This is a genomic window from Alicyclobacillus sp. ALC3 (assembly GCF_028751195.1).
GTDB lineage: Bacteria > Bacillota > Bacilli > Alicyclobacillales > Alicyclobacillaceae > Alicyclobacillus_L.
On record NZ_CP066784.1, the window covers coordinates 1,724,701 to 1,741,172 of the forward strand.

Here is a 16,472-nt window from a genome sequence, read left to right on the forward strand (position 1 = left end):
GTTGCGAAGTCATACATTCTCTGCGCCGAGCGTGTGCCAGCCCGTCTCTGGGTCGAGCACTGCGAACCGAAGCCAACCGAAAGAAATCTTCTGGCGGAAGTCTGGCAGATTGTCTAGCACTTGGCGCATGTGATCGATTGGCGCTTGCGCTACAATCAGCAGACGCAACGGCGCGTGATACACAACTCCGTCTGTGGACATGACACTCTGTACTGGCAACCCCGTCAACAGGTCACTGCCATTGCCCTGCATCACACCAATCCCAGACGTCACCGTCTGCGTCGTCTTGTCCCCGCTCCCGTAAGCACTCGCTGCGACGGTCGACGCGTAGTACTGCAGGTTGATCCACTGCGCGACAACGCCCGGTCCGGCGAGAATACCCGCGAGAATCTGCCCGTCTTCGTCCTGCTGCCAATCGTAGCTGTGCAAAAACACCCGCCCCTGCAGGTCCAATCCCTTCGTCAAGTCCCGCCGCCCAATCACGAAAGCTGCGTTCCGGGCCAGCCCCCACTCCGGACGCGTTTCGCTCCAGTCATAGGCGTGCCGAGCCGTCCGCTGGTCCTGCCCGTGTCTGCCGAGGTCCGCACTAGGCAGGTACTCTAGACGTTCAGCCGTGACGTCCTCAGACACTGCCGGCACAGCACGTTGCACAGTGTCAAAAGCTGCTCGGGCCACTGGACTGAGACTCGGCTTGTCGTCGAGAAAGCGGAGTTCGTCAGTCGTCGTAATGTGTTCCATCGCGGCGAACACGGTCGTCTCCGGGATGCTCACTCCACGCTTAGCCAGTCCTGCCCTCACATCCGGGTCGTTACAAATTGCGCTGAAGACCTTGGCGTTAGCGGCGCCAGAGGCACCGCCACAGGCGCCGCAGTCGAGCGCCGACGCGTACGGATTGTTCGCGCTCTGGCTGCCGTGTCCGCAGATGACAACAAGCGGTGCAAAGTGGTCGGTCAGACCGATCGAGCGCAGAGTCGCGTGCACGTACTCGACTTGTTCTGCCAGCGCGATGCCGACCGTGAGTCCGGTCCCTGGCTTGTCAGTCGTCTGCGCCTGTGCGCCAGACTGGGGTTTCACCTCCCAGCCCTTGGGTGCGCCACCAGCCATGAGGTTGCGCACCTGGTTCATGAGCGAACCTGTGCTACTAGGCAGAACGCTGCGGGCGAGGGCCGACAAGCCAAGCCAAACTCCGCTGACTTCGGGCAGCGCCAAACTGGCAAACGAATCGCCCTTCACGCGCTTGAACGCCTGGCGAAGTGGCTCCAGAGCGGCAAGCGGACCCACGCGATTCGGTACATCACGCAGGTCAACAGACCGCCGAACGATATGCCGAGGTTTGGCGATAGCCGGTAGAGCAGGATGCATGTGCCCTCCCGCCGCGTCCTGCAACGCGATTGGCAAGCCAAAGAAACCCGCCACGCCGAACGTTTCAAACGGTCCACTCTGCTCCAGACGGCGACGGACCGGTTCTGACCGCACATCGATGCAGAACAGAAACTGCGCCTCGGAAGCAGTGGACACCGAGGCAGCGGACACCGAGGCAGCGGACACCGAGGCAGCGGACACAGGCCCGCGCTCGCCGCTTACATCGAGCGCGGGACGCTCCGAATTGCAGAGCGTGTCGTGTAGTCGAGCGCTATAGGTGTCTTCCCACGCATTCAGGCACAAACGACGCGCCGTGAAGTCGTCAAACCTCCGCGCAAACTGAAGCCTCGCTACTTGTTCACGTCGCGGCATGCCATCCCACGCCTCGATTGGCGTACCTCCCCAAACCTCCCATGCCACCAGGCAATCCACCAAGTCCATTGAGCCTAGCAAGTCCGGGCCCGACGTTTTGCCCCTCGGCAGCGGCAACTGCGGTGCGACGAGTGCCCACTCCAAGGAAAGGCGGACTGCCATGTAATCGAACAGCAGGTTCGTGTCGCTCGAATCGTTCTCCGCCCGCCAGCGCATCATCCCGGCCCACCCTGGCAGCCGCAGCAGACTGTCGCGCAGGTACGTCACAGTGTCAGTTGGTGCGACGTCGAGCAGGTGCAATGCCTGGGACAGCGCACGCTCCGCATCCTCCGGCCAGTCTTGGAGTAGGCGGCGAACGCTGCGCGGAAGGGCGGGATCGACTGTGACCAACTGCCTCCATGCCCGATAAAAGCCTCGCTCCCGGTGTGGCATTGACCATCCGGACTGCCCTTCGTCGAGATAGAGTTTGCACCACTTGGTCACATGGTAATTGAGATCGCGCCCGTACGAACCCCGACCGAGTTGCTCTAAATGAGTGCTGCGCGCCACGGTCTGCGTATGGTCGTCGAGCGCGAGACGACGGAGGCCACGCGCCGTTCGCTCCACTTCGGGATGGCTAAGCCTTGTCACAGGCAACGGCGAGAGTTTGAGCGCACCGGTGCAGTACACCTCGGTCACAGCGCGTGGCAAGCTCGTTTCGACGTGATCCAGCCAGCCAGCCAAGCGGCGTTCGAGCAAAGCGGGATCAATCTCACCGGCCATGAACGCTCTTTGCAGGACTTCCGCACTCGGATACAGGTCAATCCCGTGATCGCGCCGCAATTCCCCCGCGACCGCCTCGAATGTCTGGTTCTCCAGCCCATACCATGGCGACCTGGCGGCAAACGCCGTGATCGGCCAAAGTGGCGCGACCGCCCGCTCCGCTTCTCGAAGCGCCTGCTCGAGGTCCCATCTCGGCAGGTGTTTTGGCTCGGGCTGGCTGTGTCGAATTTGCGTGTTAGACGACGTCATGTACGTTCACTCTCCGTTCCCGCACCTGCTGCGACGGCCTGTACGACGATTGCGGCGCCAGCTCAGCGGCAGGCGCACGCACGGCTACGAAGACAGCACGACTGGGTTCTCCGAGCCACACCAGCCACAGATACAACCGCGCTGCGACTGCCGGTGCGAACCGCCGCACTAGCGCGAGAGCAAAAGTGGATGCGACGGCTACGCCAAGAAACACCGCCGTCATGACCTGTGCGCCTGGGTGAAGGCCGGCGCTTGACACCCCGCCATGCAACAGGTCCGTGATGCCCACCTGTACGAGCATGAACACTGCCAACACCGCAGCCGTGAGGCCAAGCGCAATCACGCGCATGCTCGTTTGCCCTGCGGCAGTCACAATCTGCCGCAGGGCCAGGGTGACACTCCAGGCAAGTAGCGCTGCACTGAGGATGCGGTCACTGTGCAGCCCCGTCAGTGCTACGTAGATGACACCAAATGCCGCTCCACCGAGGGCAGCGAAAGTAAACGCCAGCAGGTGCGACGACTCGGGCTTGTCGGAGTCCACGGCCATCGCCTTCGAACCGGATTTCGCCAGAGGTTTCGTCACTGCTGAGCCGGATTGCAAGAACAAAGTAGACTTGAAGAACCCGTGCAAAATGAGGTGAATGATAGCAGCTGTATACGCTCCAATTGCGCACTGCAGCAACATGAATCCCATCTGGGCCATGGTCGAACCGATGAGCTGGCGCTTGTAATCCGCGTGCACCAGCGCCACACCGGCACCACGCAAGATGGAAAGCACGGCTACCGCGAACAGGAGCCAGACTGCCCAGCCGTTGTGAAAGGCTGGCGAGAACCGTGCCAGCAAGATGCCGCCCATGTTCACAAAACCGGCGTGCATCACAGCCGAGACCGGCGTCGGCGCGGCAACGCTGTCCAGCAGCCAGCGCGCAAACGGCCACTGAGCAGCGGGAGCAATAGCCGCCGCCACAAGCAAACCGTCGAACACGAACGAAGAACCGAGCGGCAGGTGCGCGTGCGTGAGCAACCAGAACGCTGCGGTCAGCGACCACGTGTGCGTCGCCGCGTGCAGCCAGAGTGCGACTGCGATCAGCGCCGCAATCCCAACCCCGAGCATGACGAGCGTCTCCCGGCTGGCAACCACCGCATCCCGGCCGCGGGTAGTCAGCCGCTGCAACAGGGACAGTCCAACCACCGCCGCGGTCCACCCGACAACCAGCCAGCGCAGGTCATTCACCAACCAAAGCTCGGCGAGCACGTCGAGGACGATGGTCAAAACCAAGAAGTATTTGCGGTACGCGGCACTTCCAAGCAAGTATCGGACCGAAAACTTCTCCACCACCAATGCGAGCAGTGTCACATACACGGCGAACACCCAACCGAGTCGGGTTGTGGCCCAAGGCCCCATGTGCGCGTGTCCCGCAGCCATGCTGAGGCTAGCAACGGCGATGACAAACGGGATCGCAAAGAGGTTCGCATGCACCCGGATGTACCGCAGCGGTACGCGATGTGCCAGGAACAGCAGTCCGCTCACGGCCGTGAGGCCAAGCGAAGCCAAGTATGCGACAAGGAAGACTGATGCGCTCACTGCGGTCGACTCTCCTCTCTACTCCCAAGCTGGTCCGGAGCGGTCCGACAACTAAATCTGTTCGCAGACACCCTCGGCCGGACGGTACACAAATCCGGAGACCTGTACCGAGTCGGGCAGCAGCGGGTGGTCTGAACCCACCTGAACCGTTTGCTTGACTCGCTGGCGGATGTCACCAGTGCCAAACCACTCATCGGGATGAACATTCAGGACGTGTTGCATCAGGTACTGAGCGGCCTCTGCAGCGGGCGATTCGCTGAGCTGACCTCTGAACACAGGCTGTGACGAGACAGTACTCCTGTCGTAGCCCACAACTACTACCTCCACAGCGCCCGAAGTGCAGGCGACACTTGCGACGATGCTTCTCATCAAGGAGCCGTAGGCGTCCCAGATCCAAGCGTCTGCGCAGCGCAACACCTCAAGGCGCACGTAGCCAGACTTCCCTTCAAGGGGGCCGGACTCCACAGCGCCGGGCTTCAGCTCGCGGGGGCCGGACTCCACTCGGACGCGGCCGCTGGGAGCGCCCGAGGAAACGAGCTCTTGGACAGCGGTCTCAAACCGTTGATCGTCCGCAATATCTTGGATCAGAATCACTGTGCCAGTGTCGTCCTTAGCGTCGGTTCGTAAAATTTGAGTCGTCAAGTCAACCGTCTCCCTTCCCACATGGATAGCCGTCAAACGGCCGGGGGTACAAAAAAACCGGAGAGCAGTGTGCCAGGCTGGCACTTGCCTCCGGTTTGTGTCGGGCTCCCCTCACTAGGGGGTTCCCGCTCACCTACCTCAGAACGATCCACAATCGGTGCAAAACTATCAGGACTAGGCGACTTCGCGATCGAGCATAAACACCATCACGCGCTCCCCCGTGCGGGTGCTGACGTCGGTGAAAAAACTCTGGACGGTGGCGCCCGTGATTTCGCCCATCAAGGCGTTCAACTGCGTGATCCCGGACTCCACCAGGTCTTGCCTCAATCGCTTTACGGACAGAAGTCCTTCCCTCGTTTTCGCCAGTTCCTGCTCCGCGGGCGTGAGAACCCCTTGCAGACTGACGATCACCATGTTGCGCAACAAGTCGGTTTTTACCAGAACAGACCCGCGCCCGAGGAATTCCTTCTCCCACTGGGTGAGCGATTTGCTGATGCGGTCTTCGATTGCTCCCTTTGGCACAGGTCCACCTCCAGACATAAAAAAATCGGTATACCTCCGCCACGTCGTGGCGAGGACACCGATGTATCTGCGTCAGCCTCGCGAATTGTCAAGTTCAGCGCCTCTCACACAGACTTCAAATCTGTAATGCCAGACAGCCTAGATAGGACAAATCGCGATTCCCCAGATCCTTCGGTATATCGTTATGTATAAGACTACCTAACGAAACGGCGTAGTGTCAAGAGATGTGAGGGGACACGCTTTGTGCATCGAGCGGGTGAGGGTGTCGGGCGGACGGGGGCGGCGGGAGGCGGGTGGGTGGGTGAGGCGCTTGGGTGAGGCGCTCGGGGGCGCAGACCGATAAACCGCGGTCACCCTGCATGCTAGGACTCCCCGAGTATGGGCGGCCGGGTGAGGGGCGGGGCGGGTAAGGCCCGCCGCCGCGTAGCGCCATTGATGGGAAAATAGCCGTCTGCGGCTATTTTCATCATAATTTGTGCTCCGCAGGAGCATGAGGGATTTTGGCGCTATCCGACAGTGAACCACGCCCGCACTGCGCCATTTTGGCGCTATCCGACACCGGATCACCCACGCTTTGCGCCATTTTGGCGCTATCCGTTGCCATTGCGCCATTTTGGCGCTATCGGACACCGGAACACCCACGCTTTGCGCCATTTTGGCGCTATCCGTTGCCATTGCGCCATTTTGGCGCTATCGGACACCGGAACACCCACGCTTTGCGCCATTTTGGCGCTATCCGTTGCCATTGCGCCATTTTGGCGCTATCCGACATCGGAACACCCACGCATTGCGCCATTTTGGCGCTATCCGTTGCCATTGCGCCAATTTGGCGCTATCCGACATCGGAACACCCACGCTTTGCGCCATTTTGGCGCTATCCGTTGCCATTGCGCCATTTTGGCGCTATCCGACATCGGAACACCCACGCATTACCCCGATTGACGTAACCGGTCGTTGGGTACCACCCGGCACCGGATACAGGTTCGAGTATCGATCGACTTGCGGTCAACTTGCGTATCCTTGGATGCCGGACGCCGGACGCCGGATGCCGGACGCCGACTCGAGCCCTCATTGCAATCTCTCCCTTCCGGGATCAGAATCGCATAGCGCTGCGAGGAGGAGCGCCGTCGCCTGGGTCCCATCGCCTGGGTCCCATCGCCTGGGTCCCATCGCCTGGGTCCCATCGCCTGGGTCCCATCGCCTGGGTCCCATCGCCTGGGCCCCTCGCCTAGGCCCGTCGCATCACCGCGACATCACCCGCTGAAGTTCCAGTAGTCCGCGATCAACTTGGCGGCTAGGTTCTCCTGAAACACCTTGCGGCCACAGCGCAGCATCTCCGCGCGCAAACAAAGGGGTTCCTCTTCCGTTGAGAGCGCCGAATGAGCGGCGTACAAGCTCCCGTTCGCTGTCGTTTCGCCGAGGTCGCGGGACGGCTCATCCGCGATCTCCCATGGCAGTAGACGACTCGTCAATTGCCGCAATTCGGTCTCCGATAGGCAGGGGCTATCGTCGCGCAGCCCCTCCAAGTAGTCCGGCGCGGACATCCGCCACGGCCGGAGTTGCCCATGGCACCGCAAGGCTAAGTTCTCCGCGATCTGCAGACCTTTGACATCCATGTCACCACTGTAGTAGATGATCCCGCCCGCTTCACAGACGGCATCACATAGGCGCAAGGCTGCGATCGACGGTTGACCACTTGGGCACATGATTGGGTGTGGCAACGGCCGCTGTGTCGCACGCGCGCTGTCAATAATAGCGCCGAAGATGGAGGGGTTCTCGACAGCGAATACGACACGAGGAATCCCAACGGAGTGCTCGCCGCCGCTGGCAGGAAGGATGCCGAGGTCAAGTGAAGAGACCGTAAAGAGCGTGAGGGCAATCGGCGTGATCGAGAGACCCGGCCAGCCGGCGACATAGACTGTGGAACTGATGTCGTCAAGGGTGACGCCAAACCGCTCATACACACTACGGATGGATTCACTTGACAGGTCGATACCGGACTCCGAATCTTGTTCGCCAGTCGATGTATCGTCGCGATCACGTTGGAGACGAGCCGCCACACCCACCTCGAGCTCGCTCTGCTGCATAGTCCCTCCATCCGCTTGTTGAGCGTGCAACATGCCCCACAGGAATAGCCGACCTGCCAACGCATTTGTGTCGAGCCCATGCGGGTCCCCCATCACTTCAGCAGCGAGGATGGGCAGGCGGATGCCAGGCCGGCTTTCGCTGCTTTCGCTCGCCCTGCTTTCGCTCGCCTGGCTTGCGCTCGCGTAGCTTGCATCCGTGTGGCTTTCGCTCGACTGGCCCTGATTTGCGCCGAGCTGGCCTACGCCGAGTTGGCCTTCCCCCTCATGCTCTGCAGTGCCGACTCCGGATTGCCGCATTTGGCGTTCAAGCGCCGCGAGTGCGTGAGCGACAGATTGGCTTGTTCCAGTGGCCGGATCATAATCCTCCTGGAAACAGCGGAGAAAAGTACGATAGCCAAGTGGACGGCGCAAAGGGTTCCCCATCGCCCTCATCCACTCCTCGAGTCGTGTGTCGTCCGCCAACGACTGCGCCCACTCGACAAACCTGTGGTAACGTTCAGCTTCTGCGGCCTTTACTGCGCGAGCTGGTGTGAGGTCGTCCGGATACAGTTGCGTCAGGCATTCTTCCAAGGACACCGCGAAACGGGAGTCCTGCAGGGCCCGGTCTACCTCGGGCAGAGAAATCGTCACGCGAGTTTGACCGTGCAGGTTCAACGCCAATAGTCCGGCGAGGGCCTCCCGCTCTTCCGCGGTGACGTCCGAGAGCGACACGCGTCCTGCAACCCGTCCAAGCGAAACATACTTCTGCAGAACCAGCGGCCACAACCGTGCAAACCCAGGTTTGTGGAGAAAAGCATCGAGATCGCTCATGTTATCCCCTCCGCAGCACCGCGATCAGGCGACAGCACAACGCCAACGCCCGAGAGCGCCCAGCCCAGCCCAGCCCAGCCCAGCCCAGCCCAGCCCAGCCTAGTCTACCGAAACAGCAGCTTCCCGCGCGCTGTCCCAATCACCGTCTGTGACCAGGCTCCTGCGAGTACCGTTCCAGTAGTACGGGAAGAGCGTGACAAAGTGCGCGTCGTTCGGCCGATGGATCTCGTAGATCGACAGCGCCGGCACCGTCTCGTAGCAGCCCCACAGGACCTGACTTGTCATCATGTAGTCGAAGTCCATGTCCGTGATGAGCTCGAACATGTCCTTCAAGTTGTCTTCATCGACGCCCGCGAACGCCTCGTCGAGCGCGATGATGCGCGGCGCTGTCAGGTGTGAGTCCTTGTAGCGCGAGTCGGCCGCCGCGAACAAGGGAATGTACATCGCCATCGCCTTCTCGCCGCCGCTCATCACGTTGAAGCGCGCATCTGTGAGCTCGCGCCGGGGCGAATCGCCCTTTTTGTGGAACAGCGTAAACGTGAACCACTGGCGGTAGTCGAGCAACTCACCGATCGCTTGGCGCAAGCTGGTCCCGTCCTCCGCCGCCTGCTTCGCCCAGTCGATGCGCGATTTGAAGTGCGCCATCATCTCTTCGACTTCGTCCTGGCGCAGCGCATCGGTCGACTTGCGCAGGAGCGCCAGCAGCTTGTCCGTGTCGAGCTCGCGCTCGTTTTGCGCCGGGCGCGGCGACCACGCAAGTGAGAGGATGAGCCCACTTGACGTTCGGCGGGCCGCCATGAACCGGTTCATCTGATCGACCCACTGTTCAGCCCGATTGATCCGATCACGAATCGCTCTTCCGACACTATGCAACAAAATCTGCTCATACAGCTCACGGTCTTTCTCGTCGATGAGCGCACTCTGCTGCTCTTCCATCTGCCGCAACTCCGCCGCCAACACAGCCGGCGTGATGGCACGACCACCGCGTCGCGACTCCACCATCATCCGGCCTGTCACCGCCTCCTCGAAGCGTTCGAGCCCGTATTCCACCAGCACAGTGCTCACTTTTGTGAACGTCTCGGTCAAGGCATCCCGCACTTGCTCTTCGCGCCGTTGCTCAAAGCGAGCGCGGAACTTGCGCATCACGACGCGCGCAAACCGTAGCCAGGCCTCAGCACCTGCGACAGACCAGTCGCTGCGGGCCAGCGAATGAGCATCCAATCCATCCCGCTCGTCTCCCCCAACCTGGAGTTGCGTCCCGCTCTGCCGTGCCCTCGCCTCAAGGCGGGCGGCTGCCTCCGTGACCTCGCTGTCCTCGCCAACGTCGACCAAGTCAAGCGCCCAGTCGCTCTGCAGACGCCGCAGGGACAGAGTGAGCCCATGTGCCGCCGCTTCGACCGCTTCCGCTGCACGCTTAGCCTTCTCCTCGGCACCACCCACATCGCGATGCGCTACGCTCTCTGCCTCGCGCAGCCTGCCAGCTTCTTCCTTCGCGTGGTTGCGCGCTTGCCGCAGTTGCTCAATCCGCTCGTAGATGTCGTACATCCCGAGGTCCTCCAGCACCTTCCGGAGCGCTTCGACCTCGATGCGCACTTCCTCCACCTTCGCGCCAATCTCGCGAAGTGCCCGACGTTCCTCGCCAGCACGCGTGTCAGCCGCCGCTGCGTCAGCTGCTAGCCGGCTAAATTCCCCAGCCTTCGCCGTCGCGACAGTCCACGTCGATCGCAATTCCGTGACGCGTCGCAGGTACCTTTCCATTGTCCGTCCGGCTTCTGAGAAGTCTTCCTCTGTCCGCAACCGTTGCCACATGGACGCAAGCTCGTGGAACACCTGCTGCGCCTCACGCCAGAGTCGTTGCGCCTCTTTGAAGTGGTCGCTGGTGGCCAGCTCCTGTGCGATGGCGCGACTCAGGTCTACCTGTGCCCCGCGCAGCGCATCCGCCGCGACCTGCAGAGGTGTCTCCCTCGGCACGCTGTCGCGCTCGTCCGCGAGCACGTCGAGGTGTTCCTGCACCTCGGCAATGGCTTCGTCGAGTGTTTGCAGCCGATCCCGCAACGCCGCCAACTCCGCCTGCAGCTGCGCGATTGTCGCCAGCCGCGTCTGTCGGCGTGCCTCGGCGCCAATCCACTCCGCTCGCGGCTTGGCTTCGACTTGGCCGGACAATGGACCGATTCGGTAGCGCCCACGCGGGGACACTACGGCACCCCCCGGCAGCACATCTCCTACCCCGCCCGAGGCTCGAGAGTCACCTGCCGCAGGCGAGACGCTACCCGAGTCTGCCGCGATGCCTATGCCTGCGACGCTGCCTGTGCCGGTGGCGCTACCCGAGTCTGCGACGCTGCCTGTGCCTGCCGCGTCGTCATCAGCCTCCATGCGAATCGTGCGCAGCACGTCTTCCACCTGCGCAGCCGTCAGCCCACAGTCCGCTGGTGGCATTGGTGCGAGGTAGTCTGCCAGTGACGGGCCAGCTGCGAACTCGCGGCTCGGGACCATCACGGTGTCTTCGTCGTCGCCAGGGAGCTGCCAGCCGTCCGCCGCGATCCACGCATCGACTAGTCCGGCCCGCCACAGTGCTGTCTCAATCGCACCTCGCGTGGCGTCGTCTACCGTGTCCCGAAACTCACACACCGCGTACAACGGCGCACCAACCTTGGCAGCGTGTTCCGCTGCATCGACCCGCGCAAGCAGGTCGCCAAAGCCAACATCGCCAGCCTCGCCTGACGCCTGCGACGCGATGTTCGCTTTACGCCGCTGTCTGGCCCGCTCCGCTGCTTCACTGCGCGGGGGTTCCGGCTCGCGTTTGCTCTTCCAATCCCACAACTCTTTTTCCTTCTGCTCAATCTCGACGGTCAGCACCTGTCGCTCCTGCCCAAGTCGAGCCTCTTCGCGCTGCAGTTGCACGCGCGCTGTGTCAATGGTGCGGACAATCGGCTCAAGCACGTCGCTGTATGCCGTTTCCGGGTAACGGCGCAGGCGGCGCATCACGTCGTACCAGGTCTCGTCCGCCACTTGGGTCACACGAAGGTTTTGCCGCCAGCGCAGCAAGTCGTCCTCCTGCGCGGTCAACACGGCGTCAAAGTTCTGCTCCGCTTGCTGCAAGGCCTGTTCACGACTGTCCCGGTAGGCGCGCGCGCTGCTCATTTGCGCCTCCGCACTCGCCTTGCGCTCAGCGAGCACGCGCACTTGCGCAGCCTGACGCTCCGCTTCGCGCAATCGCCCCCGATAGGACTCAGCGTCCCGTTCGAGCGCGGCCCAGTTCTCGTCATTCCACCCGCCCAGGTTTTTGCCTTCGGGCGCACCCGCAGCCGCTGTCCAGGCCGACTCGTACACAGCGTGATCAGAAAACTCCATCTCCGTCGCGAAGGCTGTCAGCTCTTCGCGCTGGTGCTCGGCGCGCAGACCGAGGCCGGTCAACTCCGCCTTGAGCTTGTCCTGCCGATCTCGCTTATTCACCGCTTCCGCCTCAGCCAAACGAGCGTGGCGCTCGGCTTCGGCCGCGCGCTGTTCGTACGCGTGCAGGAGTTCTACCGCGTCCTCCAACTGCTTCTGCTTTTCCATGCCTTCCGACTGCTCGAGCGCCGCGATCTCGGCCGTAGCGAGCTGCTCCTGCTCTGTCGCTTGTGCCAGGTCCGCTTGCAGGGCCGTGAGTCGATCGACTGCCGCAGTGTGGCGGCGCGCTGATTCGTCAGCCTCGCTCTGCGCTGCGGCCCGTTTTTCTTCGGAGCCGACCGCGTCCGCTGCCAGCCGATACAGTCGGTGCTGGTTGTAGTCCGCGTACCTTCCCGCCAGACTTTCCGCCTCCGCTCGGTGAACGCGTAGTTCTTCGAGGCGACTCGAAATCTCGTCGAGGTCCCCGAGCACATCGGACAGCGGCCGCAGCTCATCCTCACCGAGCGGCGGCAGGGCAGCGGTCAGCGTCTCGTAAATCTTTGACGGTTTGAGGTCCTTCGACAATTTCGGTGAGCGAAGTTGCAAGAGGAGATTGAGCAGTTCGCGATAGGCTTCCGCATCGTCAAAACCAAACAGTTGCTGGTTCACAAGACGGCTGTACTCGCCTTGCTCGCGCACGACTTTGCCGCCGTCAGCGATGACGGCTTCGAGTGCAGGGCGGTCGAGCGGAACTTTCTGCCCGCTCGCCACAAACTCTCGCTCGTCGTAGAGCAACAGGTCCTTGCCGACCTGCCGTCCATCCGTCACCGCAAAGCCCCAGAATCCAACGGTTGAGCGGCCGCGGACCGCATGCAGACCAATGCCGACCGTCAAGCGCTTGGCCGTCTGCGGCTGCACAAACTCGAGGTACAAATAGCCAATGCGGTCGTGGTAGTCTTCACCGGAATCGCCGAGCAGGTAGTACTCGACCTTCCGGTCGCGCGAGCCAAACGGGTCGAGGCGGCTAGGCCGCTTGTCTCCGTCGAGCACGAGCGGCAGGAAACTCTGCATCGACACCGACTTGCCCGACCCGTTCGGACCGCGGAAAATGAGTCGGCCGTCAGAGAGCTCGAACTCGACGTCCTCGTAGTACCAGAAGTTGAAAATGCCTGCACGATTCATCCGCCACCGCTGCGTGTTCACTCCACGTCCCTCGCTTCCACATCGTAGTACCCGTGCCACCGGACGATCCCGGGGTAGAGGATGACACCGGACTCGCTTCGGACACCCATATTCCACGTTTCGAGCTGCTCAGCCACCTGGAATGCCAGTTCCGCACTGGTCAGCTCGCGGAACTCCTTGGTCCACAGATCACCTGACCGAGCGCGAAGTGTCACAAGCAGCCCTTCGAACTCGCTTTGCGTCAGCACGACACAGCCGTTCTCGTCGCGCTCGAACTTGTCTGGCGCCTCGCCGACAACGCCCCGTAACTCGGCGCCAAGCAGCATCATGAGGTCTGACATCGCAGCCTGGCTCGGGAACAAGTCCATCGGACCCGTCAATTCCGGCCACGTGAACACCAACCCTTCGCGGTAGCGGTGACCGACGAGGCCAGTCCACTGCTCGAGTCTGTCAATGAGGGATGCGCGCTGCGTCTGAACATAGCGGCGCGACGCCTCGTCCCACTGCCAGTCGTACACCACTGCTTCCTGGAGGAGCCGGCGTAGGACGCGGTGGCGTCGGGATCGAAGTGCGGCAGTGTCTGATGCGACAGCATCAACCCCTTCGCGCGTCTCTTCACGAAGCGTCGTCTCCAGCCCGTACAACTCCTCCATCCGCTCATAACTTGTGAGGTCTTTCGGGAACCGGCGCAACACGTAGCGGGCCAGCGGCGACGCTTCGTAGAGCACGTCGTGTCCCTCTGCGCTCCGAGCCCAGTCCGACTCGTCACCCTCGACCGCTGCAATCACCTCGAGGTCACGTAGCTTCTTGAGCGCCCGCGACATCGCGAGACGGTGGTCGTACACCGTCCAGTCAATCTCGACAGCAACAGCGAGCAGGTGGTCGCGAATGGCCTCGACCATCTCCGTCAGCAAGAACTGCTCGCCGTCACCGAGTCCTTCAAGGTACCACAGTCCATAGGTGAAAAGCGCATAGTCACGGCCGTCGCGCAGACCATCGACGCGCATCCACGGCTGCCACACGACTGGCGTCTTCTCGAGTTTCACAAACTTGCGGGTCAGAATCAGCGACCAGCCTGTCTGCTCGTGGAACCAATCACGCAGATCACGGTAGTGATCCCTTGCCTTGCTGTACAGCCCGGGTTGGCGGCTATAGCTGATGAACGGTTGGTTGAGCAGCGCCTGCACGACTTCGACACGGTCTTCCTGCCACGTCTGTTCGGGTTTGCGCGGGCGCATGGCGCGCATCACTCTGGCCTGTTTCGTCACGACGACCTCACCGCCTTCACCTGCATCCGGAAGTCTGGCAATTCGAGGTCGCCGTCCGAGAAGTGCAGCGTGGCGCGGGCGTCTGTCGCCGGCGGCTTCAGCTCAACTTCCAGGCCATCCGGCGTGCGCGACTTGCGCGATTGGGTCGACAGGCAGCGGCTGAGCCACGAGAGCAGCAGCGGTCGCTGCTCGGCAGGCAGCACAGGAAGTTCGCTCATGGCAAACGACCCGAGCGCGAGCCAATCTTCAATCAGCTGTGCCTCGCGTGCCTTTTCGGCGAGAATCACCGCTGCAGCCGCCTCCTGCTGCGCCTTCGTACTCTTGACAGACTGCGTCTCCGAACGGCGAGTGCGGGCGCGCGAACGGGATCGCAAAGTTCGATAGATGGGCTCTTCGTCCCACAGGCTGAGGTCCGCTGAGTCTGACGATGCCTCTCCATCGCCCTGCAAATGCTTGGTACCATACAAGCCAAAGGTCAGGGCGCCGAGTTCGTGCGCCTGGTCGGCGTCACCCTCGTCGTGCAAACGGAAGAACCACTGACCGAGCACATCGAGTTCCCGCTTGCGGCTGACACCGACGCGGAACTTCTCTTGGATCGCGAGCGCATAGCGGACGATGCGCGAGATTGCGTCCTTCGTTGCGCGCTCGAGTTGCTGGACGTCACTGATGTCGCGATCGGTTCCAACGAACCACTGGCCGATGACCGCCCACTCGGTTTCGTGGCGGGCCCGACGCTCCTCGACCGGGACTGGACTATCGAGCACGGGCAGCCTCGCCTCATCATTCACCACGGCATCCAGAAACGCGGACCAAGTCTCGTTTGCCGTGTCGCGAAACAGCCCTTCGAGCTGACTCCCGTACCGCTGCAGCCCGAGCACAAAGTTGCGCAAACGGTCCGACAAGAGGTCTTTGAATTCGAGAAACTTCTCGGTCAACATCAACTCTTCCGCCTGCGCGGCGCTTAGACTCGCCAGGTAATCGGAAGAACTCTCGTGTAGTTGGCGGAACGCATCTTGGATGTCATGCCAGAGGTTGAGCGCTTCGTCCGGCGCAAACTGACCTGCGGCGTCCCGCGCCCGAAGCACGAAAGCTGCCAGTTTCTCCATCTGTCGCGGTTCCAGCGACCCGCCGTAACCGGTGATGTTCTCGAGGCTCTGAAGCATCCGCTCAATCTCGACCGCATACGGTGTCATCTGATAGCGGAAGCGGCGTTTCAGGTACTCCTCAATCGACATCGCCCGCCCGCCATCGTGCGCGGCGGTGAGATTCTTCCACTCCCGCAATTGCTCCAAGTCACTCTGACACTGCTCTTCGGTGTAATCACCAAGCAGCCCCATCGCCATGACCTGCTCGTAGACGTCCTGCGGCCGCAGCCAGTACTTAAGACGCTGGTGATTCTCGTAGAAAGTCCGCATGATGAGGCGATAGCGCGCCACGTTTTCCGCGTTGACGTACTTCAGCTCGGGAACGGGCTTGACCCACAGCGCCTTCGACTCGTTTCGATTCAACGCGCTCATCCTCTGCAAAACAATGTTGTCCCAAGTATAATCGACAGACTTCGCCACGGTCAGCCCTCGTCCTTCGATTAGTAGACACCAAGTTTTACAAAATGATAGGGGCGTCAAAGTCGATGCCGAGCTGACACCACTGCCTCCTATCAATATTGGCTGAATCGGCGAGACTTATAAGAAGCGCCACTTTGGCGCTACCCGACACCGGGCGTGGCCTGGCCTGGCGACTTTGCGCCATTTTGGCGCTACCTGCCTGCGGAACACCCACGCATTGCGCCATTTTGGCGCTATCCGACACCCGAACACCCACGCATTGCGCCATTTTGGCGCTATCGGACACCGGAACACCCTCGCATTGCGCCATTTTGGCGCTATCCGTTGCCATTGCGCCATTTTGGCGCTATCCGACACCGGATCACCCACGCATTGCGCCAATATGGCGCTATCCGTTGCTATTGCGCCATATTGGCGCTATCCGACACCGGATCACCCACGCATTGCGCCAATATGGCGCTATCCGTTGCTATTGCGCCATATTGGCGCTATCGGACACCGGAACACCCACGCATTGCGCCAAAATGGCGCTATCCGTTGCCATTGCGCCACTTTGGCGCTATCCGCCTGCGGAACACCCACGCACTGCGCCATTTTGGCGCTATCCGTTGCCATTGCGCCACTTTGGCGCTATCCGCCTGCGGAACACCCACGCACTGCGCCATTTTGGCGCTATCCGTTGCCATTGCGCCAAATT

The 16,472-nt window shown here is 61.7% G+C and carries 8 protein-coding genes; all 8 read right to left on the reverse strand.

Annotation, left to right across the window (positions count from 1 at the left end; translation table 11 throughout):
- Window positions 1-9: 9 nt before the first annotated feature.
- Window positions 10-2,745, reverse strand: a complete 2,736-nt coding sequence (locus JC200_RS08150) for a DUF2309 domain-containing protein (RefSeq protein WP_274435770.1) — start codon at window positions 2,743-2,745, stop codon at window positions 10-12.
- The gene (locus JC200_RS08155; protein WP_274435771.1) at window positions 2,732-4,330 is read right to left on the reverse strand and encodes an NADH dehydrogenase subunit 5; all 1,599 of its coding nucleotides are present in this window, start codon (window positions 4,328-4,330) and stop codon (window positions 2,732-2,734) included. Before JC200_RS08155 ends, JC200_RS08150 begins: the two co-directional genes overlap by 14 nt.
- Window positions 4,331-4,381: 51 nt before the next feature.
- Window positions 4,382-4,972, reverse strand: coding sequence for a carbonic anhydrase (locus JC200_RS08160; protein ID WP_274435772.1), 591 nt, complete (start codon window positions 4,970-4,972; stop codon window positions 4,382-4,384).
- Window positions 4,973-5,146: 174 nt separating this feature from the next.
- On the reverse strand, window positions 5,147-5,512 hold the full coding sequence (locus JC200_RS08165; RefSeq protein ID WP_274435773.1) for a Na-translocating system protein MpsC family protein: 366 nt from the start codon (window positions 5,510-5,512) through the stop codon (window positions 5,147-5,149).
- 1,235 nt (window positions 5,513-6,747) lie between these two features.
- Window positions 6,748-8,391: a TIGR02679 domain-containing protein gene (locus JC200_RS08170; protein ID WP_274435774.1), complete on the reverse strand. Its 1,644-nt coding sequence runs from the start codon at window positions 8,389-8,391 to the stop codon at window positions 6,748-6,750.
- Window positions 8,392-8,490: 99 nt separating this feature from the next.
- Window positions 8,491-12,963, reverse strand: a complete 4,473-nt coding sequence (locus JC200_RS08175) for an SbcC/MukB-like Walker B domain-containing protein (protein ID WP_274435775.1) — start codon at window positions 12,961-12,963, stop codon at window positions 8,491-8,493.
- A complete protein-coding gene (locus JC200_RS08180) occupies window positions 12,960-14,210 on the reverse strand; it encodes a TIGR02678 family protein (RefSeq protein ID WP_274435776.1) in 1,251 nt (416 codons plus the stop codon). The genes JC200_RS08175 and JC200_RS08180 overlap by 4 nt, the downstream gene beginning before the upstream one ends.
- Window positions 14,207-15,775: a TIGR02677 family protein gene (locus JC200_RS08185; RefSeq protein WP_274435777.1), complete on the reverse strand. Its 1,569-nt coding sequence runs from the start codon at window positions 15,773-15,775 to the stop codon at window positions 14,207-14,209. The genes JC200_RS08180 and JC200_RS08185 overlap by 4 nt, the downstream gene beginning before the upstream one ends.
- Between the last annotated feature and the right edge of the window lie 697 nt (window positions 15,776-16,472).

Bases quoted from the DNA above. Each gene is read 5' to 3' on its own strand.
- JC200_RS08170 (WP_274435774.1), bottom strand. From the start codon at position 8,391: ATGAGCGATCTCGATGCTTTTCTCCACAAACCTGGGTTTGCACGGTTG.
- JC200_RS08150 (WP_274435770.1), bottom strand. From the start codon at position 2,745: ATGACGTCGTCTAACACGCAAATTCGACACAGCCAGCCCGAGCCAAAA.
- JC200_RS08165 (WP_274435773.1), bottom strand. From the start codon at position 5,512: ATGTCTGGAGGTGGACCTGTGCCAAAGGGAGCAATCGAAGACCGCATC.